Genomic DNA, 24755 nt, shown 5'->3' on the forward strand with positions numbered 1-24755 from the left:
GTGGTGGTGCGGCGGGTCGCTCAGGCGGTGGCGACCAGCCCGAGCTCGGCGCGGGAGGCCAGCACCGGGTGCTGCGGCGTGACCCGCACGGTGTAGCCCACCTCGCCGGGAGCGGCGAGCGCGAAGCGTGCGGCCCAGCGGCCGTCGTCCCCGCGCTGCAGAGGGATCAGCTGAGGATCGATGATCTCATCATCCGCGCCGATCTCACCGAGCACCGCCTCGATCAGCACGTCCGTGTCGCGAAGGCCGCCCAGCTCGACGTCTGCCACCAGCGTGACCTCGGCGCCGGTGGAGACCGTCGACCCGTCGGTGCCCTCGAGGGTCACCCCGCTCACGGCGATCGCAGACCAGGCCTGCTGCACTGCGGCCTTCCACTCGGTGAACTCGCCGGCCAGCGCCGGATCCGAGGCGAAGGCGGACGCAGCCCGGGCGGCAGGCAGATAGAGGTCGGTGACGTAGTCACGCACCATGCGTGCCGCGACGATCTGCGGGGCGACCTTGACCAGCGAGGAGCGGACCTTGGTCATCCAGCCACGCTGCATGCCGCGCGCGTCACGCTCGTAGAACAGCGGGACGATCGACTGCTCGAGGATCTCGTAGAGGGCCTCGGCCTCGATCCGGTTGCGCTCGGACTGGTCGGGGACCTCCGCGGTGGGGATGGTCCATCCCGCCTCGTCGTCCTTCATCTCGTCCCACCAGCCGTCGGACACCGAGAAGGTGAGCCCGCCGTTGAGGACGGCCTTCATGCCGGAGGTGCCGGAGGCCTCCTCCGGTCGGACCGGGTTGTTCAGCCACACGTCCGAGCCGGCGATCAGCACCGAGGCCATGCGGATGTCGTAGTCGGGCAGGAAGGCGATGCGATGGCGCACGCCGTGGTCATCGGCGAACTGCACCAGCTGCTGGAGGAACTCCTTGCCGGGGCGGTCGGCCGGGTGCGACTTGCCCGCCACCACGATCTGGACCGGACGCGACTCGTCCAGCAGGATCTTCTTGAGACGCTCAGGGTCCGAGAGCATCAGCGTGAGGCGCTTGTAGGTCGAGACGCGGCGGGCGAAGCCGATGGTCAGGGCGTTGGGATCCAGGATGTGCTCGGTCCAGGCGAGTTCTGCCTCGTCGGCACCGCGGCGCAGCCACGACTCCTTGACGTGATCCCGAGCCATCGTCACGAGATCCGCGCGCAGCGCGTTGCGGGTCTCGGTGAGCTCATGGTCGGTGAGGGTCGCCAGGGCGCTCCAGTCGCTCAGCGAGGAGATGTCGACGTCGCCGAGCGCCTTCTTGTACAGGTCATCCATGTGCGCCGAGGTCCAGGTGCGGCGGTGCACGCCGTTGGTGACCGAGCCGATCGGCACCTCGGGCACGTCGAAGCCCGGGTAGAGGTCCTGGAACATGCCGCGGGAGACCGCGCCGTGGAGCTTCGCGACGCCGTTGGCGCGCTGGGCGATGCGGAATCCGAGCTGGGCCATGTTGAACACGTCCCCGCCCTCCTCGATCCCGAGGGCGAGTGCGGCTTCGACGGGCAGCGAGGGGATCAGGCGGGACAGGCCCGTCTCGTCGGCGTCGAGGTAGCTGCGCAGCCGGGAGGCGTCGAAGCGGTCGATGCCGGCCGGCACCGGGGTGTGGGTGGTGAACACGGTGCCCGCCCGCACTTCGGCCACGGCCTCGGAGAAGCTGGCCCCGGCGTCGATCCGGCGGCCTACACGCTCGAGGCCAGAGAAGCCCGCGTGGCCCTCGTTGAGGTGGAACACGGTGGGTGCCGGAGTTCCGGTCGCCTGGGCGTACGCCTCGACGGCGCGGACGCCGCCGATCCCCAGCACGATCTCCTGGACGATGCGGTGCTCGTGGTCGCCGCCGTAGAGCCGGTCGGTGATCTGGCGGGCATCCTCGTCGTTGGTCTCGAGGTTGGTGTCGAGCAGAAGCAGGGGGACCCGGCCCACCTGCGCCTTCCAGACGGCGATGGCGATCTCACGGCCGCCCGGCGTCGTGACCGAGACGGTCAGCTGCTCTCCGGCGGAAGTGAGCACGGGAGAGATGGGCAGCTGCTCGGGATCGTTGTGATGGTAGTTCTCCTGCTGCCACCCGCTGGGGTCCAGCGACTGGGAGAAGTAGCCCCACTGGTAGAGCAGGCCGATGGCCACCAGCGGCACCCCGAGGTCCGAGGCGGACTTCAGGTGGTCACCGGCGAGGATGCCGAGGCCCCCGGAGTAGATCGGCAGGGTCGGGGTGATCCCGAACTCCATGGAGAAATATGCGATCGAGGAGCCGTCACCGGCGCCCTGTGCCCCGGGGACGGTGCGCTGGAACCAGCGACCGGAGTCGAGGTAGGTGCGCAGGTCACCAGCCTCAGAACGCATCTGCGCGAGGAACGTCTCGTCGCGGGCCGCCTCGGCCAGACGCCCCGCCGGGACCCGGGAGAGCATCGCGATCGGGTTCTCCCCGCTGGCGGCGAACACCTGCGGGTCGAGCGAGCGGAACAGGTCGACGGTCTGACGGCGCCAGGTCCAGCGCAGGTTCAGCGCGAGGTCGCGCAGAGGCTCGAGGACGCTGGGGAGGTCGGAGGAGACCGTGATCGTGGAGATCGGCTTCATGGCACCACGGTACCCGAGGACGTTGACAGGTCTTGCACATTTCTTGCGCTTCGGACGACGATGTTCTGCCCGCATTTTCCGCCGCCCTACCAGGGGAGATGCCCGATTGCCAGATCGTCCGACACGCAGAACTCCCTCGCTGTGCAACATTCTTGCAAGAGCTTTCCTCCCGGTGGGGCCGCCCGTTCCCGCGCCGACAGCGGCATTCGCCCCTCACCGGCGTCACTGCCTGCGACAATGGTGCGGCACCGTGGGGGACGGTGCCCCGACGACGAGAGCAGAACGCACGGAGGCGCCCGATGGGGAGCGACATACGGACCGGGGAGATGCCCGCGATCCCGGAGGACACCATCGACCTCGGAGAGCGCCTCGATCCGACGCGCACGCTGCTGCGGCGAGCAGCCGGTGGGGATCAGCGTGCCGCGGCCGCACTGGTGGACGTGCTCGGGCCCCGCATCCACGGCCTCTCCGTGCATGTGACGGGCTCCTCGGCGCGGGCGGAGAAGCTCGCCGTGACGGTGCTGCGCTCCTGCCTTCGAGAGGCCGGCGATCTCGCCGCGAGCGGGCTGCCGGGCGAGGCGGCGGTGCTGGACCGGGCCCGACGGGCCGCAGTGGCCACCAACCCCAGCGGTGACGTGCGCTCCCTGGTCGCACCGGACCTGGTCAACGACCGCACCCGCGACCGACGGGAGGTGGAGGTGCTGCGCGTGCTGCTGGAGCTGCCGCCGGCACATCGTGCGCTGGTCGAATCCGCCGCCCAGGGGCGGTTCTCCTACACGGGGCAGCCTCGCCAGCAGAACGCCGTGATCCTCTCCCAGGCACTGGATCAGCTGGTCCCCTTCGGCGGTCCGCCCGATGTGGAGACTCGAGCGCTGGCCGCACTCGATGCCCTGGCCCTCGCCGAGGAGGGTGAGCGGCTCCGACTGCGCGAGCTGACCCGGTATCCGGAGACGGCAGGGATTCATCGCCATGCCATCGAGGCCGCGGCGCGTCTCGCGCTGCTGACCACGGTCCCGCCGTCTCGCGATCTGCGCCTCGCCGTGCTCGAGGGCTTCGGTGCAGTGCGGACCGATGGCGCCCGCTCGAGTCCGCTCTCGGCCCGTCATGCAGGCGCCGCAGAGCCCGAGCCCAGCTATCGGGGCGACTACGCCACTCCGGTGCTCGGAACCGACTCGCAGCGTCGGATGGTCGGCCCGCCGGCGATGGCGGGCGGACGCCACTCCAGCGCCGTGGAGCCACAGGACGGCTCGTCGATGGCCGCCAGCAGCGAGGCGGCTCTGCCGACGGGCGCTCCGGAGGGCGCCTCGTCCCCCGCCTTCTCCTTCCGCGCCACCGATGAGAAGCAGCGTTCGCGTCGCGACCGCCGGCGCGAGAAGCGGCGCGCCGCGCAGGGGCGCCGCGGCGTCCCGTGGTTCTCCCGCACCGTCGCAGCAGCTGCAGTGGCCGCGTTGCTGGTGCTCGGCTATCTGCTGTCGGATGTCCACCATCAGCTCGAGGAGTCCGAGCGCCTCGCCTCAGCCTGGGCGAACCACACCATGACCGCCGGCGCCCAGCTGGTCCCCGGAGTCAGCGACAACGGGACCTGGCGCGCGGTCATCACCGAGGACGGCATCTCACTGCGCGCCGAAGGGGTCGTGGGCTGGGAGGACGAGGTCCTCGAGCTCTGGGGCGAGACCGATGGGGTGCAGCGCAGTCTGGGGGTGCTTGATCTCGCCGACGACGGCTCTATCAGGTTCACCACCGAGGAGAGCGATGAGCGTCTCTTCGTGACCCGCGAGATGCCCCCTGGGAATGAGTCCGGGACACCCTCCGAGCGTGTGGTGGCGAGCCTGGACCCCGCCGTCTCCGGGGTCTGATCCTTCTGAGCATGACGCCGCCCCGCTCGCGATGGCGAGCGGGGCGGCGTGTCGTGCGGGCGCGTCCGGCAGATCGTCTGTCTCAGTCGCGGGTCAGGCGGCGGTAGGTCACGCGGTGGGGACGTGCGGCGTCCTCGCCGAGGCGCTCGACCTTATTGGTCTGGTACGACTCGAAGTTACCCTCGAACCAGTACCAGTTCGCCGGGTTCTCCTCGGTGCCCTCATAGGCCAGGATGTGGGTCGCGACCCGGTCCAGGAACCAGCGGTCGTGGGAGACGACCACGGCGCAGCCGGGGAACTCGAGCAGCGCGTTCTCGAGCGAGCCGAGGGTCTGCACGTCCAGGTCGTTCGTGGGCTCATCGAGAAGCAGCACGTTGCCGCCCTGCTTGAGGGTCAGCGCGAGGTTCAGGCGGTTGCGCTCACCGCCGGAGAGGATCCCCGCCTTCTTCTGCTGGTCCGGGCCCTTGAAGCCGAACTGGCTGACGTAGGCGCGTGAGGGGATCTCGACCTTGCCGACCTGGATGTAGTCCAGCCCGTCGGAGACGACCTCCCAGAGATTCTTCTCCGGGTCGATGTTCTCGCGGTTCTGGTCGACGTAGCTGATCTTGACGGACTTGCCGATCTTCAGCTCGCCGTCGTCCAGCGGCTCGAGGCCCACCATGGTCTTGAAGAGCGTGGTCTTGCCGACGCCGTTGGGGCCGATGACGCCGACGATGCCGTTGGGCGGCAGGGTGAAGGAGAGCCCGTCGATGAGCACGCGCTCCCCGAAGCCCTTCTTGAGATCCTTGGCGTCGATGACCTGGTTGCCCAGCCGCGGGCCAGGCGGGATGGTGATCTCCTCGAAGTCGAGCTTGCGGGTGCGCTCGGCCTCGGTGGCCATCTCCTCGTAGCGGGCCAGTCGGGCCTTGGACTTCGCCTGGCGGCCCTTGGCGTTGGACCGCACCCACTCCAGCTCCTCCTTGAGGCGCTTGGCGAGCTTCTGGTCCTTCTTGCCCTGGACGTTGAGGCGCTCTTCCTTCTTCTCCAGGTAGGTGGAGTAGTTGCCCTCGTAGGGGTACAGGTGGCCGCGGTCGACCTCGGCGATCCACTGGGCCACGTGGTCCAGGAAGTACCGGTCGTGGGTGACGGCGATGACGGCGCCCTCGTACTGCTTGAGGTGCTGCTCGAGCCAGAGCACGCTCTCGGCGTCGAGGTGGTTGGTGGGCTCGTCCAGCAGCAGCAGGTCGGGCTTCTCCAGCAGCAGCTTGCACAGCGCCACGCGACGGCGCTCACCACCGGAGAGGTGGGTGACCTTCTCGTCGCCGGGCGGGCAGCGCAGGGCGTCCATCGCCTGCTCGAGCTGGGAGTCGAGGTCCCAGCCGTTGGCGGCGTCGATGTCGGTCTGGAGCTTGCCCATCTCCTCCATCAGCGCGTCGAAGTCGGCGTCGGGCTCCGCCATCTCCTCGCCGATGGCGTTGAAGCGCTGGACCTTCTGGAACAGCTCGCCCATGCCTTCCTGGACGTTCTCCAGGACGGTCTTGGACTCGTCCAGCGGCGGCTCCTGCAGCAGGATGCCGACGCTGTAGCCCGGGGAGAGCTTCGCCTCGCCGTTGGAGGGCTGGTCGAGCCCCGCCATGATCTTCAGGATCGTGGACTTGCCGGCGCCGTTGGGGCCGACCATGCCGATCTTCGCACCGGGGTAGAAGCTCATGGAGACGTCATCGAGGATGACCTTCTCGCCCACGGCCTTCCGGGCTTTGTACATGGAGTAGATGAATTCAGCCAACTCGTGTTCCTGTTCGGAGAGGGGTTCTGGGGATTCTCACCGGCGCGCCGCAGAGCGGTGCCGCACGGGATGTGTCGCACTGCCCGACTCTACCCGCAACCGGGCCTCTGACCCCCGATGGCGGGGCCGAGATTGACGCGTGCCACCCGTATCGCCCGCGCGGCGCCGGATCGGTCCTCGTGCATGCGGGTCGCGCGTGCTCAGTCCAGTCGAACAGTCCAGTCGAACAGTCCGGTCGGAAGCGCTCAGTCCAGCGGGACGCCGCGTTCGGCGAGCAGCCGGCGTGCCGTCACCGCGCCGTGCTCGGTCCCCTCGGGGTGCACATCGCCGTTGCGGGGCCAGAAGTGGGCGTCGATGCCGCGTTCCTTCGCGGCGTCCACGTTCTCCTGGCGGTCGTCGAAGTAGATGACGGCCGAGGGGATGGACACTCCCCCGGTCTCGTGGGCGAGGACGTCGAGCATCACCTCGTAGATCTCGCGTTCCGGCTTGGCCGCTCGCTCCTCGCCGGAGACAACGGCGAGGGTGAACGCCTCGAACCAGTCCGCACGGCGCACCTCCTCCGCGAAGGACACCGACGCGTTGGACAGCAGGGCCAGGCGCACCTCGTTGCGGGCGAGATCGTGGATCAGCGACCTCGACTCGGGGTCCATCCGCAGGAAGTAGCGGTTGTCCGCCTTCTGCAGCTCGGCGATCTCGTCCTCGGAGAGCTCCTCGACCCCGACGGCGGCGGCCACTGCGGCCCAGTACTCGGCGAGGGTGGTGTCCCCGCGGTCGTAGGCACCCCGTTCACGCCACAGCGCCTCCTCGAGGACCGACGGCTCGCCGCCGAGCAGCTCATGCAGGTCCGGCACCGGGTCATGCCCGGCGCTCAGCACACCCCCGTAGTCGAACACCACTGTCGGCTTCGGCGGAGTGCGGCGTCGATTGCGCTTGCTCATTCGTTGTTCACGTCCTCACAGGTGGGCAGGCCTTCGGCGCTGCCGGTCTCGGCAATGGTCTCGGTGGCGTCGAGCGCGTCCTCGAAGTCCGTCACGGCGACGACCTCGAGCCCTTCGGGTTCGTAGCCGACGACCTCGTCGCAGTTGGCGCTCGGCGCGAGGAAGAACTCGGCGTCGGACTCGTCGGCGCCCACCATCTTCTGGCGGATCCCTCCGATGGGGCCGACCGCGCCGTCCACGGCGATGGTCCCGGTGCCGGCGATCTGGTGGCCGCCGGTCAGGGCGCCGGGGGTGAGCTCGTCATAGACGGACAGCGAAAAGATCATTCCGGCGCTGGGTCCGCCGATGTCCCCGACCGCGATCTGGACGTCCATCGGGAACTCATAGCCTGCGGCGAGCACCACGCCCATCCGGGGTGATCCGTCGGCCATCTCGGAGGGGACCTCGAGGTCCAGCTCCTCACCGGCGCGCCGCACCCGCATCGGGACCGTCCTACCCTCGGGCGTGGCCCGGATCAGCTCGCGGTAGCCCTCGAGGGAGCTCGCCGTCTCGCCGCCGACGGAGACGATCACGTCCCCGCCCTCCAGGGTGCCGTCGGCCGGCGCCCCCTCCTCGACTCCCGCGATCATCACCACGGACTCGTACTCGAGTCCGAGCTCGTCCAGCGCCACGGCGACCGCACCCTGCTGGGAGGTGCTCATCGCGGCGGTGTTGTTCAGCACGGTCTGCTCGCGGGTCTGCCCCTCGGGGAACACCGCCTCCTTGGGCAGCACCATCTTGGAGCGGTCGAACCAGGCGGCGACGACCTCCACCGGGGTCACCCGGTATCCCGGCCCGCCGTCGACGGAGACCGTGGTCATCATCAGCGCGCCATCGGTCGGATGGGTCTCCGCCCCGTCGATGACCAGGATCTGCTCGCCGTCGTACTCGCCGAGCACATCGATCGCGGGCCCCGGACGCTCGATGACATAGGGCACCGGGATGAAGGAGCCGCCCAGGATCATCACGCACAGCAGCAGCAGCGAGACCAGCGCCAGCACCGGGCGTGCGAGCTGCGCGTCGTCGACGGACCGGGCGAGCAGCTTGCGCACCCTGCGGGCGGGCGACGGGGCGGTGGGGTCTTCTGTCACCCCGACATTGTGCCCCACCGTCCGCATGCTCCTCGCGGCGCGCGGAGCGACGATCAGGCGCGGTCGGTAGGCTGGGGACCCACGCACAGCTGGAGGTGGCCATGAGTGATTCCCCGATCCCGGGTGGACCCGGTGATATGGACGAGGAGGCGCTGAAGCGCTTCCTGAAAGAGACGTTCGGAGACGCCCTCCCCGAGGGTGCCCTGGACGGGTTGGACCTCTCTGCGCTCGCGCAGCAGGCCGATCTCCCCCAGGACCCCGCCCAGCTGCGGGCGGCTGCCGCCCAGATGCAGCACATGTTCGCCGCACAGGGCGATGACCCTGTGAACTGGCAGATGGCGGAGGACATCGCCCGGCGCACCGCCGCCGGGCAGGCCGGGATCCCCGGCGCCGAGTCGCCGGCAGGGACTCCCGGCGATCCTTCGCCCGGCGACACCGCGGTCGCGGACCTCCGGCAGGCTGCGCAGGTGGCGCGGCTGTGGCTGGATCCGGTGATCGCGATCGACGTGCCCACCGCGGAGCTCGGCGTCTACAGCCGCGGTACCTGGCTGCATCGCACCCTTCCGCACTGGAAGCCCATCGTCGAACCGGTCGCGAAGTACATGGCCGGCGCGATCGGCGAGGCGATCGCCGCCCAGTTGGGGCAGATGGGTGACATGGGTGCTGGGATGCCACTGCCCGGTGGCGATCCGGCCGCGATGATGGAGCGGATCGGCGGGACCATGTTCGGCGTCCAGTTCGGTCACGCCATCGGCGCCCTGGCCCGTGAGGCCGCCGGCACGACCGATCTCGGGATGCCGCTGGGCCGGGACGGGGAGCCCGCCCTGGTCGCCGCGAACGTCGAGGACCTGATCTCCGCGCATTCTCTGGACCCTGCCGCTGCGCGCATCTTCCTTGCCGCCCGCGAGATCGCGCACACCGCGCTGTTCAGCGCTGCACCCTGGCTGGGCAAGGCGCTCTTCTCGGCGATCGAGGACTACTCCCGCGGAATCACCCTGGACCTCGATGCGCTCGATGAGATGGTCCGGGATCTGGACCTCTCCGACCCGGCCGCGATGCAGGCCCGGCGTCCCGAGGACATGTTCGTCTTCACCCGCCGCGCCTCGCAGGAGCGTGCTCTCGAGGAGCTCGCCACCACCCTGGCTCTGATCGAGGCATGGGTGGACCACGTGACCACCAAGGCGCTCGAGGGCAAGCTGCCTGATCTCGAGGCCCTGCGTGAGGTGCTGCGACGACGCCGAGCCGCTGGCGGGCCTGCCGAGCAGATGCTCTCGAAGACGGTCGGCATCGAGCTGCGTCCACGGCGGGTGCGCGAAGCCCTCTCCTGGTGGGACAGTGTGCTGGCCACCGAGGGTGAGTCCGGACGCGAGGCGAAGTGGGATCATCCTGACCTGCTGCCCAGCGCCGAGGTGCTCTCCGGCCGCCCGCGGGCTCCCCAGCAGGCTGCCTCCGAGGAGGAGGCCGAGGGGCTTGCACAGGTCGCGATCCCGGAGGACTTCGACGCCGAGCTGGCGAAGCTGCTTTCCGGTGATGGCCAGGAGCAGGCACCACGTGAGGATGAGCAGGGCGGGCTGCGAGGCCCCGGCCCCGCTGGCTCTGCCGGACCCGCCGGACCCGAGGGCTCTGCCGGCCCTGCCGGACCCGAGGGCTCCGACAGCCCCAAGGGTTCCGACGGCCCCGAGGGCTCCGACGGCACGAAGGGTCCCGACGGTCGCGAAGGACCCGCCGGTCCCGAGGGAGGCGACAGTCCCGAGGGAGGCAACGACACCCCCGATGCCGAGGGGCGCTGATCATCTCGTGACTGACGCCACCAGCTCCACCAGCTCCTCCCCCGCGCTCGCAGAGCTGGACAGGGCCCGTCACGCGGTCAACGGGCCCGCGCTCGCCGCTCAGTACCTCGAGCTGCTGCAGCAGAATCCGCGGGCGCTGTACCGGGACGGCGGGCCCCGGCATCTCACCGCGAGCGCGATCGTCGTCGACGGTCCCGCCGAACAGGTGGCGCTGGTGTGGCATCTCAAGGGGCGCTTCTGGGTGCAGCCGGGCGGGCACCTCGAAGAGGGTGAGACCAGTCTGGAGATGGCCGCGCGTCGTGAGGTCTCCGAGGAGATCGGGATCGACGACCTCGAGACTCTGGGGCAGGGCCCCGCCGTGCTGAACCGTCATGGTCTCGATGCGGCGTTCGGCGCCTGCCGCGAGCACTGGGACGTGCAGTTCCTGTTCCGGGCATCGGCACCCGCCGCGGAGCTGCCGCTCACTGTGAGCGAGGAATCCGGAGAGGTGCGGTGGGTGCCTTGGCCGCTGCTCGGTGCCGGTCCGGCCCGCGACAGCTCCGCGTTGCCTGAGGGCACCGTGCCCGATCTGGCGGCGAGCCTCGAGGGCCTGGCGCCCTATCTCGCGCGGTGGAGCGGCTGAGCGGGCGCTGAGGCCCTCCTGCCCTCTCGGGCGTCGCCGTCCACGCTGCGCTCGCGGTTGTCGCTGTCGTCGCCGTCCGCGCTGTCCTCGCCGGCTTCGCCTTCCACGCTGTCCTCGCGGACGTCGCTGTCGTCGCTGCCCCCGCTGTGCCTCCAGCCCTCGCCGTCCTGCGGCAGATTCTTCGCCCAGGAGACGCCGTCGAGGAATCCCTGCGCCTTCTGCGCCTGCGGGTAGTTCGCCATCAGCGCCTTGAACTCCGGCCCATGGCCCGGCACCAGCAGATGTGTCAGCTCGTGCATCATCACCGAGCGCACCACATAGTCGGGCATTCCCTGCAGATGATGCGAGAGCCGGATCGTGCCGTCGGATGGCGTGCACGACCCCCAGCGGTGGTTCTGCCGAGTGGACCAGGTCACGGAGCTGGGATGCGCACGCCCGCCGAGATAGGCCTCACTGACCTCCCGTGCCATCGCGAGCAGCGAGGCGTCGCTGCGACGCGCCGGCGCCCGGCGAGCCTCCTTGCTGACCAGCTGGTCGACCATCTTCGTCACCCATTGACGTTCCTGGCGGGCACTGAACGTCGCCGGGATGGCGATCACCAGATCGCCTTCACGACGGGTGATGGAGACGGTGCGACGGCGGCGCGCGCTGCGCCGCACCAGCACCCGCTCCCCGCGGGGACCGGCGACATGCTCATGGAGGACGAGATCACTCATGGATCACAGCCTGGCACGTCTGCGGGGCAAGAAAAGTTCATCCACAGCTGTGCACTGCAGAAGCGCCGGTCAGACCGTTATGGCCGGGAAACATGACGGTTCCTCCACAACGGCGGCACCGTGATCGACATTCTGTCCACAGTGGGAGGAGGGTTGTCCACAATCGGTCCCCGATCGTTCTTTGACCTGCGTGGTCCACAGGCGCTAAGTTCTCCTGCACGTGGGACCCCGGGATAACTAGTAGGACGCACACGGGGAAGGTGCGCGTGGTACTGAGCGCCCCCGAGGTCCCACGGCCCTTCCAGGCTTCTTGCCGCCTTCGGGGCCTCCGATGTCGGCTCGTTGCGCGCACTTCCTCGGCTCTTCTCAGAGCCCCCTGAACCCGAAGCGCGCGACGGGCCGCCCCGATCGGGCCACACCCCACAGTCTCCTGATTCGTGCCCGGCCTTCCCGCACCATTACAGTGGAGCGGTCCCGGCGTCGCGGTGAGAGCTGCGTATCTGGGAATGTTCATCATCGACAAGCAACGAGGAGCGGATATGGCCGACGAGACCTATGCCGGAGAGTTCTACTGCGTCAAGTGCCGCGAGAAGCGAGAGGCCGAGGGCAACGTCGTCGTCTCCAACGGTCGTCGCATGGCCAAGGCCGTGTGCCCGGTGTGCGGCACCAAGCTGAACCGAATCCTCGGCAAGGCCTGACGTACCCCCTTGATCGACGTGCTGCGAGGGACGAGCGGCAGAAGCTCGGGCCGGGTCACGCCCACCTGAGCGACGTACCGCGTCCCGCAGCACCGAAGAAGGCCCCGAACCACACGGTTCGGGGCCTTCTTCGATCTCGCCGTCGTCGATCTCGTCGCCCGGCGCCCAGGAGCTGCGCCGGCACGACCGAGGCCGGCACGCCCGAGACGGCGAGGCCGGAGCCGCTCATGCGGCGTCCTGCTCCCGGTTCTTCCGGGGCCGGCCACGGCCGCGCTTGACGGCGATGATGCTGCCGCCATCGAAGATGGCACCGCCCCAGACTCCCCAGGGCTCTGCCCGCTCGAGGGCACCCTGCCGGCACTCCGCGATGAGCGGGCAGCCGGCGCACAGGGCCTTGGCCTGTTCGAGCTCTGCGGGCCGCTCCGCGAAGAAGAGGTCGGCGGCGTCCGTGTCATGGCACGGCAACATGGTCGCGGAGTCATCCGCGGGGTTCAGGAAAGTGGTCAGAAGAGTAGTCATCGTCTCGCTGCTTAGAAGTCCGTCAGGAAGGACGTGCCCGGTGGGGGCGGGGGGTGCGGCGGCGGTGCCGCACCGGCAGCGAGGGAAGGCCTCGTCAGCTCAGGCTGGGCACCGCGGGGCATTGCCCCGTTCGCGCTGCAGAAGGGAGGGCGCGCCCGTGGGGCGCAGTCCTGCTCCTGCAAGATTCCAAGTGCTGTTCACAGAGGCCACCCCCTTTCGTAAGCGCGCGTCCCGGTGTCCCGGACCACGACGTGGACGATTGACATGGATGACTCTACACCTCACGCCAGGATCGCAAAAGTATTTTTTGACCTGCAGTTTCAGTCTTTTTCGGAGGGAGCTCCGAGCAGGTCGAGCAGGTCGTCGCCGAAGCTCGCGACCTTCCCGGGCCCGATTCCGGGAACGGCCAGCAGCTCCTGTTCGGAGCGCGGCGCCCTCTCGGCGACCGCTTCGAGGGCGGCGTCGGTGAGGATCGCGTAGGGCGGGGTGCCGCGCAGACGGGCCTGGTCACGGCGCCAGCTGCGCAGCGCGGTGAGCAACCCCTCCCCTGCGGGCGAGGGACAGCCGTCATGCCGTCCGCGCCGCTGCTCCTTCGGGGTCACGAGACCCTGCCCGCACACCCGGCATTCCGCATAGACGGTGGCGGTGCGGCGACCGGTGCGGCGGGCCGCGGTCCCGGGGGCCGTCTTCGGCGCATCGGGATGGTCAAGGACCCCGTCGAGGAAGCGTGAGGCCTTGCGTGAGCCGCGCGCTCCGGGGGTGCGTGCGGCGGACCAGCTCACCGTGAGCAGGTCGCGGGCCCGGGTGAGGGCGACGTAGAACAATCGCCGCTCCTCCTCCACCTCAGCGGGGGTCTTCGCCATCGAGATCGGGAGCAGCCCGTCGCTCGCGCCGACCACGAACACCACCGGCCATTCCAGGCCCTTCGCAGCATGCACCGATGCCAGGGTCACCCCGTCCACGACCGGCGCGGCCTGGGACTCCGCCCGCTCCTCGAGCTCGCGGACCACGTCGGTCATGGTGGTGCCGGGCCGTGCGGCGATGGTGTCGGTGAGACCCACCAGGGCGTTCAGCGAGTCCCAGCGGTCGCGGATCGCCCCGGTGGTCTCCGGGGCGGCCGGCGCCCAGCCCTGCTGGGAGAGGATGTCGCGCACGGCACGGGCCGGGTCGAGCTGCTCGACGCGGGCGGCGGCGCGCAGCGACACCATGGCGCGGCGCACCTCCTGGCGTTCGAAGAAGCGGTCCCCTCCGCGCACCAGATATCCGATGCCGCGGAAGGTCAGCGCCTGCTCGAGCGCCTCGGACTGGCTGTTGGTGCGGAACAGGATCGCGATCTCGGAGGCGGGCCTGCCCTCAGCCACCAGATCGGAGATCCGATCTGCGATGCCGTCGGCCTCGGCAGGGTCGTCGGCGAAGGACTCCACGATCGGCGGCGGACCGCTCTCGCGCTGGGAGATCAGGGTGAGGCGGGTATCTCGGGTTCGACCGTGCGCGCCGTCCAGGACCGTGTTGGCCATCCTCACGATCTCGGGGGTCGAGCGATAGTTCCGCTCGAGCCGGATGGTGCGGGCACGTTTGAACTCCTTGCGGAAATCCAGCAGGTAGGAGGCACGGGCGCCCGCGAAGGTGTAGATGGTCTGGGCGGCGTCACCGACCACGCAGAGGTCATCCGAGGTGCCCAGCCAGAGTCGCAGCAGGGCGTGCTGGAGGGCGGAGACGTCCTGGTACTCGTCGACCACGAAGTGCTTGTACTGGCTGCGCACCTCGCGGGCGACGTCCGCGCGCTCGGTGAGGAAGCCGACCATGTGCAGCAGGACGTCCTCGAAGTCGATCACCCCGCGCTCCTTCTTCACCTCCTCGTACTGGGTGAGGATGCGCGAGATGGAGCGCGAGTCGAAGCCTGCGACGCCCGGCCGACGGGTCTGCAGGGCCGCCTCCGGATAGGACTCGGGGGTGAGCATCGAGACGCGCGACCACTCGACCTCGGCGACGATGTCCCGCAGCGCGGCCCGATCGACGCTCAGGTGCAGTCGCTGGCAGGCCTCGCCGATGCCGGCGAACTTGTTCGGCAGCAGATCCGGCATCGCCCCTCCCACCACGCGCGGCCAGAAGTGGCGCAGCTGCCGCAGCGCCGCGGCGTGGAAGGTGCGGGCCTGCACCGCGGGGACGCCGAGGTCCCGCAACCGCGAGCGCATCTCGGCGGCGGCCTTGGCGGTGAAGGTCACCGCGAGCACATGGCGCGGGTTCAGCTGACCGGTGGCGACCCCATAGGCGATGCGGTGGGTGATCGCACGGGTCTTCCCGGTGCCGGCGCCGGCGAGCACGCAGATCGGGCTGCCGAAGCTGCTCGCCACCTCGCGCTGCTCGGGATCGAGCGCGGCGAGCAGCGACTCGGCATCGGTGGGTGCGGAGGGGTCAGCGGCGGGGGCGGAATGGTCGGTCATCACCGTTCATCCTGCCAGGACCGGGTGACGGTCCGGGGGCCGCTGTGGACGGCGGGTGCCCCACACCACCTCTGGGGGCTCACCGCTCGGCGGAGCGCCCGTACCAGTCGTCGATGAGGGCACGGCCCATGGAGGCAGAGCCGGGCAGCGCGATCTCCTCCGCCTCGAGAGCTGCGGCGAGCTCCTCGCGGGTGAACCAGCGGGCCTCGGCGATCTCGTCCTCCTGCAGCGTGAGCTCGGCGGCGTTCGGAGCCCAGGCGCGGTAGCCGAGCATCAGCGAGCGGGGGAAGGGCCAGGGCTGGCTGCCCATGTACTGAACCTCCTCCACGATGACCCCGACCTCCTCGGCCACCTCGCGGGCCACCGCGTTCTCGAGGCTCTCACCGGGCTCGACGAAACCAGCCAGCACGGAGTGGAAGCGGCTGGGGAAATGTGCGTTGCGGGCCAGCAGCAGACGGTCCTGCCCGTCGCGCACGGCCATGATCACGGCGGCGTCGGTGCGCGGGAACTGCTCGACGCCGTCCTCCTGGCAGCGCAGCACCCAGCCGCCCATCTCCGCCTCCAGCGTCGCTCCGCACAGCGGGCAATGACGCATGGACCGGTGCCAGAACCCCATCGCGACGGCCGCTGCGGCCAGATCGGCGTCGTGATCGTGGAGCCTGTCGGCGACGCGTCGCAGGTCACGCAGGTCACGGCCGGGAGCGTCGAGCTCGGCGCTGGGCTCGGGCACCTCGACACCGAGCACGCGGTATCCGTCACGCCGTCCCAGCAGCACCAGCGGCTGCAGGGTCCCTTCGCGGGGATCCTCGGTCTCCAGCAGCGCGTGGAGAGTGCCGTCCTCGTCCTCGCGCAGGGCGACCGCACCGGCCCTGGTGACCAGGTATCGGGCGTCGTCCCCCGGGGAGAGGATCTCCGGGTCGCTGCGCAGCAGCGCATCGCGGTCGGAGCCCAAGAGGGTGAGCGGGGTGCTGAGGTGGGGGCCACGGATTTTCGCCATGCTCCGAGCCTACGTGGAGCGGACGCCTCGGCCGGGTACGGTGGTCGGGTGCATCGCAACTCCTATTCCCTGGCTGCCCTCTCCGCGGCGGCGGTCCCCGGGCTGATCCCGGTGAGGACCATGCCGATCGCCACCCCGGCCGAGGATCTCGACGTCGCCGGCATCGTCGGCGAGGACGGCCGACGGGTGATGATCCTCTCCCCCGCCTCGACCGCGTCGGGGATCCGGCTCGAGCGCGATCTCAAAGTGGCCGATGCTCTCGCGGGCACCCCGCTGCGCAGCGTGATCCCGCCGGTGCTCGGATTCGTGAAGCTCTCCGAGGGAGGTCGCTGCGTGGTCACCGAAGCTCCCGCCGGCCGTCCGCTGATGCTCGATGCCCTGCACGGGAGCGCGGATCTCGCCCGCTCGCTGGGACAGGTGCTGGCCCGGATCCATACCGTCCCCCGCTACGCCGCCGAAGCCGCTGGAGTCGAATCCTTCACCCCCGAGGTGCTGCTCGCCGAGCATCGCGCACGGATCGCCACCGCCAAGGCCGGCGGGCATCTCCCCGCCGCCGTCGCCCAGCGCTGGGACGCGCTGCTCGAGGACGAGGAGCTGTGGGACTTCACCCCGCAGTTCGTGCACGGGGACCTCTCGGAAGAGAGCCTGTTCATGTCCGGTCACCGCGTCAGCGCGCTGCGTGACTGGTCCTCCTCGAAGGTCGCGGATCCCGCCTCGGACCTGGCCTGGCTGATCTCCTCCCTGGATCCGGAGCGGTTCGATGAGCTCTACGGCTCGTACCGCGAGGAGCTGCCTACCTCGACCCACCCGCGGCTGATAGAGCGTGCTCAGGCGCTCGGCGAGTTCGCCGTCGCCGAATGGCTCGCACACGGTCTGGAGATCGAGGACCAGGAGATCGTCGCCGACGCCCGAGGGATGATCGCCGACCTCGATGCCGACCTCGCCCAGATCGCCCGGGACGAGGCCGAGCGCGCCTACGAGGAGATGAGCTCCCGGGAGGACGGCTCGCACTGAGCCCGCAGCGCAGGACGAGCCCTCCCGTGGGGCGCCCTCACGTCACTCCCCCATGAACGTCACTCCCCCGCGAGCATCTGCGCGATCTTCTCGCGGGAGGGGTGACGGCGCACCTCGTGGGTGACCCCATCGGCCACGAAGTGGAAGGCGGTGCGGATCCGGGCGAGCGGCAGCCCTGTCTGCTCGTGCCAGGCCAGGCGGTAGAGCGAGAGCTGGAGGGCGCGTTCGCGCAGCTGGGCGGGGCGCGGGACTCGGCCGGTCTTCCAGTCCACGATCATCACGCCCTGGGTGCCGTCGGTCCCCTCGGGGTCGGCGAAGACCGCGTCGATGATGCCCCGCACCGCGATCTCCCCGATCCGGGTGTGGACGGGCTGCTCGACCGCGAGCGGTGAACGGTCAGCCCACTCGGATGCCGCGAAGGCGTCCCGCAGGCTCCGATCGTCGGCGCCGGGCCCCTCCTCGTGGTCCTCCGCGTCCTCCAGGTCCAGCAGGTCCTCGAGGTCCAGCAGGGTCGCGCTGTCGTAACGGGACTCGAGCCAGGCATGGAAGGCGGTGCCGCGGGCGGCCGCCGGAGAGGGGCGGCGCGGCAGGGGGCGCAGCAGGTCGATCGCCGCGGCGTGGGGATCCCGGGCCTGGTGGACCACCTGAGAAGCTGAGAGCCGCGGCGGGGAGTGGACCAGCGGCGGGGCGGCCTGCTGCTCGATGTCCGCGACGGCACGCCGCACCAGCTCGGCGAGCTGCGGGTCCGCCGGCGCATCGTCCGTCGCTGCGGCGTCGGTGAGCAGCGCTGCGGCGCGGGCCCGGGCGCGCTCCTGCTCCCCGGGGGCCGGCGGCCACTGCGCCTGCGGGCGTTCGCTCTCCAGGGGGTTCTGCTCGGGGATCTCCTGAACGGTGCGGAAGCGCTCGGGCACCAGGTCACCCACCTCCGTGAGATAGCGCGAGCGGGGCCGGGCGGAGGCGAGCCCGCTGCGCCAGGCGGCAGAGGTCAGCAGCAGGCGGCGGCGCGCCCGGGTCACCGCGACGTACATCAGCCGGCGATCCTCCCGCAGCGACTCCTCGCCCTGGGCGAAGCGGTAGTCCTCGATGAGTCCTTCGGCGTCGACCTGGGTATCTGCTTCGGCCCAGGCCAGCTCCGGGAGGGTCTCCGCGTCGCCGCGCAGGGCGGTGGGCACCGATGCGGAGGCGAGCTTGCCCAGCCAGCCGTCCCCGGGTACCCGGGTGCGGCCCGCCTCATCGGTCTTCGCCCGACGCAGGTCGTAGGAGGGGACGGTGCCCTCGGTGAGCCCGGCGACGGCGACCAGGTCCCATTCCAGGCCCTTGGCGGAGTGCATGGTGACGATCGTGACCGCGGCCGGGTCATGCGCGGTTTCGGGGGCGGCGGTGACGGCGAGCCCTGCCTCCTCGTCCTCGCTGATCTCGAGCAGGTCGAGATAGGCGCCGAGCCCACCGCGCCTGGCGGTGCGGTCGAACGCTGCAGCGTGGTCGCGAAATGCCTCGAGATCGGCGAGCGCCCGGGAGTCGGGCTCGGATTCCAGCAGCGTGAGGTCGACGTCCAGCAGCCGGGTCGCGGCGGTGATCAGGTCCGGCAGCGGCAGCGGGAGCAGTCGTCGCAGCTCGCGCAGGAGCTGCTGGACCTGGAGCAGCCGGGCCCGTCCGGTGGTGGTGAGGGATCGATCGGAGGGGTCGGTCCAGTCAGCGGGCGGGAGGTCGTCGACCGCGTCGATGAGCGAGACGGTCTCCGCCTCGTCCTGACCGCCCGGAGCCTCTCCATCGCGGCGCAGGCGAGAACCCATCCGGTCCCGCCAGCGGCCCAGCACCGCGAGGTCCCGGGCTCCGAGCCGGAACCGGGGCCCGGTCAGCAGGCGCATCAGCGCGTCCCCGCGGCCGGGGTCGTAGGCGCATTCCAGCACCGCTCGGACATCAGCGACCTCGGGGCGGTGCAGCAGCCCGCCCAGACCCACCACCTCGACGGCCAGCCCCTGCTCCTGAAGTCCTTCGACCAGGGCGGGGATCTGGCGGCGGGCGCGCACCAGCACCGCGGCCGACGCCGGCGCCTCGTCATCTGCGCCTTCCGCCCGGCGCTCGAGGACCCAGCGGCCGATCGCGCGTGCCTCGGCGCGCTCGTCGGCCGCCTCGATGATCTCGCAGGCGCCCTCCCCCGCCCCGGGCCGGGGCTGCAGCTCGGGGATGGTGAGCCCCGCATCGGCGTGGCGCAGCGGGGCTGCGAGCCGGTTCGCCGTTGCGAGCACTGCCTGGTCGTTGCGCCACGAGGTGGACAGCGTGCGCTGCAGGACACTCTGCTCGGGGGTCGCGAAGGCGTCGGCGAATCCCGCGAGCGAGGCGGCGGAGGCTCCGCGCCAGCCGTAGATCGCCTGCTGCGGGTCGCCGACGGCGCAGGCGGCATGGCCGGGACCGAAGAGGTCGGTGAGCATCTGCAGCTGCGCCACGGAGGTGTCCTGGAATTCGTCCAGCAGCACCACCTTGTGCATGCGCCGCGCGAGAGAGCTCGCGGCCGGTACCTCCCTCGCCACCCGGGCTGCGAGGGAGACCTGGTCGGCGAAGTCGAGGGCGGAGGCCTCGGCGCGGATCTCGGCGAAGCGTTCGAGCAGCGGGATCAGCGCGAGCCGGGACTCGAGTGCCCCGAGCACCTTGGCGACCTCTTTCGGGGTGGTGCGGCGGCGCCCCTCGACCTGCAGCGGGATCTGGGACAGATGCTCGTGGATCTCGTGCAGGTGGGCGGCGAGCTGTGCCGGGGTCACCAGGTGATCGGCCAGCGACGAGGTCAGCGAGAGCAGTGCGGCGGTGAGGGTCGCCGGGGAGGCCTCGAGGTCCAGCGAGTCGTCCCAGCCCTCGATGATCTCGTGGGCGAGCTGCCAGGAGGCGGAGGTGGACATCATGGTCAGCTCGGGGTCGATGCCGACGGCGAGCGCATGCTCGCGCACCAGGTCCAGGGCGAAGCCGTTGTAGGTGTGGACCACCGGGCGCTGCCCCACCAGGTCATCGCCCCCGCGCTCGAGGCCGCGCGGGAGGGGCAGGCCCTCTGCGCGCAGCGCGGTGGCGAGGGTGCCGAGGCGGGCACCGATCCGCTCGGCGAGCTCGTGGGCGGCCTTGCGGGTGAAGGTCAGGCCCAGCACCTGGCGGGGCTCGACGATCCCATTGGCGATCAGCCACACCACCCGGGAGGCCATGGTCTCGGTCTTCCCCGAGCCGGCTCCGGCGACCACCAGCATCGGGGCCAGCGGCGCCTCGATCACCGAGGTCTGCTCGGCGGTGGGCGGGGGCTGTTCGAGCAGTGCTGCGAGGGACGCGGCGGAGTGGCGGGCCCTCTCGGCGGTGCTAGCGATGCCGGCGATGTCGGCGATGTCGGCGGTGCCGGGGGTGTCGGGGGTGTGCGGCGAGGTCACAGCTGATCTCCTTCGGGCTGCAGCGGGCAGCTGCTGCGCACGGCGCAGTGGGTGCAGTGGGCGTTCACGCGGGCGGTGACCTGGTCTCCGGACACGTCGCGGGAGACCTGCTGGACCAGGTCGTCGAACCAGGCGGGGTCCTCGGCGCGAGGCAGGGCAGTCTGGGTGCGCACCGCGGCCTTCTTCCCGCCGGTGCCGACGTAGACCAGCTGGGCTCCGTTGAGCCGCTCGGGGGCATCCTCGCCGAGCTCCTCGTTCAGCGCGCCCTCGCGCACCGCCGCCTGGTAGGCGGCCAGCTGGAGATCCTCCTCGGCCTTGGCAGCGCTCTTCGCGGCGCGCCCGGATTTGAGGTCCACGACCCGCAGCCCGGTCGCATCGCCCTCGATCCGGTCGATGCTGCCGCGCAGCTGCACGCTGCCGAGCTCCACCTCGAAGGCGGCTTCGACGGCGAGCGGCTCGCCCGCACTGCGCAGATGCTCGGCGAGCAGGCGGGCGGCGTCCTCGGCGCGACGCACCCGGCGCCGGCCGGACCAGGTCTCGGTGCCGGGCACGGTGCGCAGCAGGGTGTGCAGCTCACCGAGCAGGTCCTCCTCGGGCCCCTCCGGGCCACGGGGATGGACCTGCGCGAGATGGTGGAGGGCGGTGCCGATGAGCTGCGCGGGCCCGCCTGAGCGGGTGCCGCCCGCCCGTTCCATCAGCCAGGACTGCGGGCAGTCCACCGCGCGTTCGAGGGCGGAGGGTGAGAGCCGGATCGGGGTGCCGTCCTCGTGCAGCGGCTCGGTGGAGCTGGGCTCCTGGTGATACCAGCGGGCGGGATCGGCGCCCGGGGCCCCGGCGCGGCCCAGGGCTGTCAGGGCGAGCGCCGCATCACGGATCTGCTGGGGGTCCTCGTCCTGCAGACGGCGTCGCAGGGCCGCGACCAGTCGACGGGCGTCGGGCGCGGGGCCGGGGTCCCGACGCAGGGTCTCGACATCGACCCACGGCGCCTGGACCAGCGCCTCGAGGGCGTCGAAGAGTGCGGAGGGCTCGCTCTGCTCATCCTCCACCGCGGTGACCAGCACACGCCGTCGGGCCCGCGCGAGAGCGCTGACGGCCAGGCGCAGCTCGTCGGCGAGCACCTGTTCGCGCTGGAGCGCCCGGAGGGCTTCGAGCTCGAGCGGGAGCTCGCCGCCGCGGCGAGCTCCTGCCCACAGCGACAGCTCGGCGGCGCCGAACAGGGTCGAGCGCAGGCGCAGGTCGGGCCAGGCGCCTTCCTGCAGGCGGGCGAGCACCACGGTGTCCCGGTGCTCGCCGGCGAGCTGGGCGGGGGTGAGCACGGCGATACGGCCGCGGGCGGTGGCGGCCGGTGCGAGGGTGTCCTCGACGACGGCCTGGGCGCGGATCTGCTCGACCAGGTCCAGCGCCCCGGCCCCGGGGCGGCGGTCGGTGAGTCGTTCTGCCGCGGCGAACAGCTCCAGCAGGGCGTCGAGCCGGGAGGACGCCATCCGCGAGCGCGCACCGTCGACGTCGCCCGCATCTCCCAGGGCGGCGCGGCGCCAGCCGGAGGCGAGGCCGGAGGCGTCCCAGGCGTGCCAGAGCACCTGCTGGGCGTCGGCCCGGCGATGCTCGCGCACCGCACGGATCATGTCCCGCACCCGGTGCACGGGAGCGGCGGCGCGGCCCTTTGCGTCCGGTGCGGGGAGCCCCGGCAGCTCGGGGTCGACCAGAGCGCGGGCGAGCAGCTGCTCGCTGGTCGCCGTGCTGTCCGGCTCCGTGGCACGGTGGGCTCCCAGCAGCAGCCGACGGATGCGTCGCAGGCGGAGGGTGTCCGCATCGCCGAAGGGACCGCGCAGCAGCTCATCGGCGATCCTCGGGTCGAGCGCTGCGTCCGCGGGGGCGAGGCCGATCTCGAGGATGGTCATCAGATCCGCGACCGCGGGGACCTCGCGCAGCGGCTGGGGACGGCGCGGTGCCCGCACGGGCAGACCAGTGCGGGAGAGCAGATCTGCGACGTCGGCCACGGCGGCTCCGGAGCGGCACACCACCGCCATCTCGTCGTAGGGGACATCCTCACGGTGGTGGAGGTCTCTCAGCGCGGAGCCGATCAGCCGTGCTTCGTCGAGCGGGTCCTGTGCCCGCAGCGCCACCAGTCCCCCGCGGCGGGTGCTGCGCGGGCGTCGGGAGTCCGCCGGTGCGCCCGCCAGCGGAAGCCTGCCCCGCAGCGTGTCGACCACGGCGGTCAGACCCTCCATCTGGGCATGCATGCCGTCCAGGAGCACCTCGGTGAGCGGCCGCGGCAGCAGCTCGCGCAGCCGGTCCCCGGCATCGGGCAGAGCGCCCCGGAAGGTGTCGACCGCAGCATCGGGGCTGCTGCACACCATCACCCTCGCTCCGGCCGCGCGCAGCGCTGCGATCAGGTCGATCCCGGCAGCGGTGAGGTCCTGGGCATCGTCCACCACCACGGCACGGAAGGGCAGGGGGGTCTGCGGGTCTGCGAGCAGGCGCACGGCACGGCGCACGAGGGCGCCGGAGTCCAGGCGGGGTCCGGCGTCCAGGGCGGCAGAGGCCTCGAGGTCGAGCACCCCGAGGTAGTCGCGCAGAAGTGCGGCGGCATCCTGCCAGGCGGGTCTCCCCCGGTCGCGGCCCAGGGACTCGAGCTCGGACGGGGAGAGCCCTAGCTCGGTGGCGCGGGTGATCAGATCCCGCAGCTCGGTGCGGAATCCGGGCAGGGTGCGGGCCGTGGCGTCGACGTCGAGATGCCAGCTCTCGCGCTGTGCGATCAGCTCGGCCAGCAGCGCGTCCTGCTCGGCGCCGGTGACCAGGGTCGGCGCGCCCAGGCCACGTCGAAGGGCGTCGGCGCGGGTGATCGCGTGGCCGAGTGCCGGCGGAGTCATCGCTCGGATCTGTCCGCTCCCGTGCACGGCCAGGGCGTCCCGCAGCCGGCCGGCGGCGACACGCCGGGGGGCCAGCAGCAGCGTCCCTTCGCCGGAGAGCTCGGCGGCGGCCAGCGCGAGCGACGTGCGCCCGCTGCCCGGACCGCCGTGGACGAGCACATCTTCTCCGCCGAGGAAGCTCTCCAGCGCCCGTTGCTGGGCAGGGTCCAGGGCACTGGCGGGGTGGACGGCAGGCAGCGCCTCGAGATCGGGTCCGAGCAGTCGGATCCCTGCACCGGTGATCGTGCCCATCGTTCGCATGACTCCATTCCACCCCACGGGGCCCACAAGCGTTCATACCACCGGGGAGAGCTGACGGCGGTAGAGTGTTCGGGATCACGACGAACCCGACATTTGTCCCGCGGCACGCGCCCACCGCTGCGGTCCGAGACGGAGGCCGATGCCCATGTCCACGTCCGCCACGGCCAGGATGCCCCGTGCTCAGCGCCGCATCCAGCTGCTCGAGCTTGCGACCCGAGTGTTCACCGAGAAGGGCTACCAGGCCACGTCGATGGACGACATCGCCGCCTCGGCAGGGGTCACCAAGCCCGTGCTCTATCAGCACTTCAGCTCCAAGGAATCCCTCTACATCGAGGTCCTCGACATCATCGCCGAGACGATGCTCGAGGAGGTGCGGGCATTGAGCGAGTTCCAGGGCGACACCAGCTCCCGGGTTCGCCGCGGGCTGCATCGCTTCTACCGGTTCGTGGCATTGGACAACTCCCTGCGGCTGTTCACCGGCCACGAGGTGATCTCCGAGGCGGTGCAGGAGCGCGTGGTCGTGGTCCTGGATCGGCTCGCGATCGCGCTGGCCGGCGTGCTGACAGCTTTCCGCCAGGTCAGCGTCGAGGAGTCGCGGATCCTCGGCCGAGGGCTCATCGCCGTCACCCAGACCACCGCGCAGCTGCTCCACAGCGCGGAGGACGAGGAGGCACGCGAGACGATCCTCCACACGATGACCACCACTGTGGTGCACGGGCTGATGGGATTCGCAGCGCTCGAGAATCCACGGACCGGCGAGGTTGTGCTGGGGGCGGACAGAGAACCCGTGCCCTCCTCCGACGCGTAGACTTCGAACGGCACAGCAACGAACGTCCCCGCCCTGGTGGCGGAGGGAAGGTCAGGTCATGGAGATCCGAATCGGCATCCAGCACTCCCCTCGCGAGATCGTGATCGAGTCCGAAGAGAAGGCTGATGCCCTGCTCGAGCGGCTCGGCACGGCCATCACCGACGGCACCCCCGTCACCCTGGTCGACGACAAGGGACGCACCGTGCTGATCCCCGGGGCGAAGGTCTCCTACGCCGAGGTCTCCACCGAGGAGCCCCGCCGCGTCGGCTTCCTCGGCTGAGACCTGATGATCCCGC

The 24755-nt window shown here is 70.9% G+C and carries 17 protein-coding genes; 7 read left to right on the forward strand and 10 right to left on the reverse strand.

Annotated elements, in window-relative coordinates:
- Window positions 1-20: 20 nt before the first annotated feature.
- Window positions 21-2585 (reverse strand): alpha-glucan family phosphorylase, encoded by a 2565-nt coding sequence (glgP, locus tag ACT3T9_RS07330; protein ID WP_444606214.1) that lies wholly within the window; start codon window positions 2583-2585, stop codon window positions 21-23.
- A 299-nt stretch (window positions 2586-2884) separates the two neighbouring features.
- On the opposite strand from glgP, the gene ACT3T9_RS07335 reads away from it, so the two are divergent.
- Window positions 2885-4441, forward strand: coding sequence for an RNA polymerase sigma factor (locus tag ACT3T9_RS07335; RefSeq protein WP_444606215.1), 1557 nt, complete (start codon window positions 2885-2887; stop codon window positions 4439-4441).
- 82 nt (window positions 4442-4523) lie between these two features.
- On the opposite strand, the gene ettA is transcribed toward ACT3T9_RS07335, so the two are convergent.
- From ettA to ACT3T9_RS07350, 3 genes are all read right to left on the reverse strand, one after another.
- Complete coding sequence (gene ettA, locus ACT3T9_RS07340; protein ID WP_444606216.1) at window positions 4524-6206, reverse strand: energy-dependent translational throttle protein EttA; 1683 nt, start codon at window positions 6204-6206, stop codon at window positions 4524-4526.
- A 245-nt stretch (window positions 6207-6451) separates the two neighbouring features.
- Window positions 6452-7144, reverse strand: coding sequence for an HAD family hydrolase (locus tag ACT3T9_RS07345; protein ID WP_441444156.1), 693 nt, complete (start codon window positions 7142-7144; stop codon window positions 6452-6454).
- Window positions 7141-8274 (reverse strand): YlbL family protein, encoded by a 1134-nt coding sequence (locus ACT3T9_RS07350; protein ID WP_444606217.1) that lies wholly within the window; start codon window positions 8272-8274, stop codon window positions 7141-7143. Before ACT3T9_RS07350 ends, ACT3T9_RS07345 begins: the two co-directional genes overlap by 4 nt.
- A gap of 101 nt (window positions 8275-8375) precedes the next feature.
- Here ACT3T9_RS07350 and ACT3T9_RS07355 point away from each other — a divergent pair, with 101 nt between their 5' ends.
- Both ACT3T9_RS07355 and ACT3T9_RS07360 read left to right on the forward strand, forming a co-directional pair.
- Window positions 8376-10064: a zinc-dependent metalloprotease gene (locus ACT3T9_RS07355; RefSeq protein ID WP_444606218.1), complete on the forward strand. Its 1689-nt coding sequence runs from the start codon at window positions 8376-8378 to the stop codon at window positions 10062-10064.
- A gap of 7 nt (window positions 10065-10071) precedes the next feature.
- Window positions 10072-10686 (forward strand): NUDIX hydrolase, encoded by a 615-nt coding sequence (locus tag ACT3T9_RS07360; RefSeq protein WP_441444159.1) that lies wholly within the window; start codon window positions 10072-10074, stop codon window positions 10684-10686.
- On the opposite strand, the gene ACT3T9_RS07365 is transcribed toward ACT3T9_RS07360, so the two are convergent.
- Complete coding sequence (locus ACT3T9_RS07365; protein WP_441444160.1) at window positions 10662-11402, reverse strand: M48 metallopeptidase family protein; 741 nt, start codon at window positions 11400-11402, stop codon at window positions 10662-10664. The two genes, ACT3T9_RS07360 and ACT3T9_RS07365, sit on opposite strands and share 25 nt — an antisense overlap.
- A 539-nt stretch (window positions 11403-11941) precedes the next feature.
- Between ACT3T9_RS07365 and ACT3T9_RS07370 the strand changes: the two genes are divergently transcribed.
- Complete coding sequence (locus ACT3T9_RS07370) at window positions 11942-12100, forward strand: DUF5679 domain-containing protein (protein WP_137771171.1); 159 nt, start codon at window positions 11942-11944, stop codon at window positions 12098-12100.
- Window positions 12101-12325: 225 nt separating this feature from the next.
- Here ACT3T9_RS07370 and ACT3T9_RS07375 read toward each other — a convergent pair whose 3' ends face one another.
- The 3 genes from ACT3T9_RS07375 to nudC all read right to left on the reverse strand — a co-directional run bounded on the left by ACT3T9_RS07375 (window position 12326) and on the right by nudC (window position 16060).
- Window positions 12326-12619, reverse strand: coding sequence for a WhiB family transcriptional regulator (locus ACT3T9_RS07375; protein ID WP_441444161.1), 294 nt, complete (start codon window positions 12617-12619; stop codon window positions 12326-12328).
- 320 nt (window positions 12620-12939) lie between these two features.
- On the reverse strand, window positions 12940-15063 hold the full coding sequence (locus ACT3T9_RS07380; protein ID WP_444606219.1) for an ATP-dependent DNA helicase UvrD2: 2124 nt from the start codon (window positions 15061-15063) through the stop codon (window positions 12940-12942).
- A gap of 79 nt (window positions 15064-15142) precedes the next feature.
- Window positions 15143-16060, reverse strand: a complete 918-nt coding sequence (gene nudC / locus ACT3T9_RS07385) for an NAD(+) diphosphatase (protein ID WP_444606220.1) — start codon at window positions 16058-16060, stop codon at window positions 15143-15145.
- A gap of 48 nt (window positions 16061-16108) precedes the next feature.
- On the opposite strand from nudC, the gene ACT3T9_RS07390 reads away from it, so the two are divergent.
- Window positions 16109-17074 (forward strand): phosphotransferase, encoded by a 966-nt coding sequence (locus ACT3T9_RS07390; protein ID WP_441444164.1) that lies wholly within the window; start codon window positions 16109-16111, stop codon window positions 17072-17074.
- A 59-nt stretch (window positions 17075-17133) separates the two neighbouring features.
- On the opposite strand, the gene ACT3T9_RS07395 is transcribed toward ACT3T9_RS07390, so the two are convergent.
- Together ACT3T9_RS07395 and ACT3T9_RS07400 are read right to left on the reverse strand one after the other, a co-directional pair.
- Complete coding sequence (locus ACT3T9_RS07395; RefSeq protein ID WP_444606221.1) at window positions 17134-20478, reverse strand: ATP-dependent helicase; 3345 nt, start codon at window positions 20476-20478, stop codon at window positions 17134-17136.
- Window positions 20475-23642, reverse strand: coding sequence for a PD-(D/E)XK nuclease family protein (locus tag ACT3T9_RS07400; RefSeq protein WP_444606222.1), 3168 nt, complete (start codon window positions 23640-23642; stop codon window positions 20475-20477). The genes ACT3T9_RS07395 and ACT3T9_RS07400 overlap by 4 nt, the downstream gene beginning before the upstream one ends.
- 154 nt (window positions 23643-23796) lie before the next feature.
- Here ACT3T9_RS07400 and ACT3T9_RS07405 point away from each other — a divergent pair, with 154 nt between their 5' ends.
- A complete protein-coding gene (locus tag ACT3T9_RS07405) occupies window positions 23797-24459 on the forward strand; it encodes a TetR/AcrR family transcriptional regulator (RefSeq protein ID WP_441444167.1) in 663 nt (220 codons plus the stop codon).
- A 58-nt stretch (window positions 24460-24517) separates the two neighbouring features.
- Entirely contained in the window at window positions 24518-24739 is a 222-nt protein-coding gene (locus ACT3T9_RS07410) for a DUF3107 domain-containing protein (RefSeq protein WP_441444168.1), read from the forward strand.
- Window positions 24740-24755: the final 16 nt, after the last annotated feature.

Origin of the sequence: Brachybacterium sp. AOP29-B2-41, assembly GCF_052378395.1 — a bacterium.
Lineage (GTDB): Bacteria > Actinomycetota > Actinomycetes > Actinomycetales > Dermabacteraceae > Brachybacterium.